Below are 1,154 nucleotides of genomic sequence, written 5' to 3' on the forward strand. Positions count from 1 at the left end.
CAAAATTGGGACGTATTCTCCGCTTATAAAGCCAGTTTAGGCTTTGTTTGGGCTTAAAATTTGTTTAAGTCCCGTTATCTACCAGAGGTGAACTTTTATCCAGGTTATCTAACTCTGCTGTAGCGTGGTATTTCGCTAGATGAACTAATCGTTTCACAACTGTGTTAGCAGCATCAGGATCGCTGACTGTTATAGGAGCGATATTTTTATAGGGATCTCCGCCGCGATCGCATATTTCATATTCTCCCTGATTATTGAGAGCGACTTGATAAGCAACTCCCTCATCATCATCCTCAGTTGCTTTTTCTTCTGCTAACTCCACCCAGCCTTGGCCATTTCCAGGGATAGCTTTTTTGATTGCCTCCAATGTATCCTCTTGCTGTTTAAAAATTTCTGGCAAAAGTTTGTTAGGCGGCAGGTTTTGGGTTTTAGCAAACTCAGCTAGCTCTTCTGCCGTTGCTGCTTCTTGATAAAACAGGGAAACTTGACGAACCAGATTAATTGATGGAGTAACTAAAACCGCTCGATCTCCACCATCAACTTTAAGCTCTTTACCCTCAATGGCTTCAAGCTTGCACAGCGAGTCAGTTGCTCCCCTTTGAATAATTGTGGCGATCGCAATCCGATTTTCTTGGTTTTTTAAATCGGTTGTACTGCGCGGATAGATAACAAATTCTGCTCCCTTAGCCACACCATGTACATGACCTACCCCTAACTTAGCCTGCATATTGCCTGTTTGTGCATCTTTCTCCACGTTTAAGACAGGGATTGTATATACAGTCTCAGCCAACTCATCGCCAAAAATCATCCGATTCACCTCACCTATGAGGATTGGGGTTTGTTGAGGAAATTGACTGTGGATTTTAGCATTGACGCGATCGAACAAATCCTGATAGGTTTGTCCGGGGTTTTGCTGTTTTAAAGTATCCAGCAACCAATAGGTAAGCGCTCCATTTCGCTCTTTAGTTTCCCGATTAAAGGCATACTCGTAAGCAGACTCATTCAGGCGACAGGCTGCTAAGTAGTTAAGCAAAATTAATTACATAATTATCTCCAAATTCTTTAAGAATTCTTTCAACAGATGAAACAAGAGATTGCCAGCTAGAGTAGGCATCTATTTCGAGCCATTGATATTTGATAAACCGCCACAAAAT

1 protein-coding gene and 1 pseudogene are annotated in these 1,154 nt (G+C 41.9%); both read right to left on the reverse strand.

From position 1 onward, the window contains the following. Positions 1-64: 64 nt before the first annotated feature. The gene (locus QUA04_RS29755; protein ID WP_333264430.1) at positions 65-1,033 is read right to left on the reverse strand and encodes a hypothetical protein; all 969 of its coding nucleotides are present in this window, start codon (positions 1,031-1,033) and stop codon (positions 65-67) included. Further along, positions 1,026-1,154: pseudogene (locus tag QUA04_RS29760) on the reverse strand (IS630-like element ISAcma34 family transposase); the annotation flags it as partial. The gene QUA04_RS29755 and the pseudogene QUA04_RS29760, both read right to left, overlap by 8 nt.

The organism is Microcoleus sp. S13_C5 (assembly GCF_036700845.1).
Lineage (GTDB): Bacteria > Cyanobacteriota > Cyanobacteriia > Cyanobacteriales > Microcoleaceae > Microcoleus.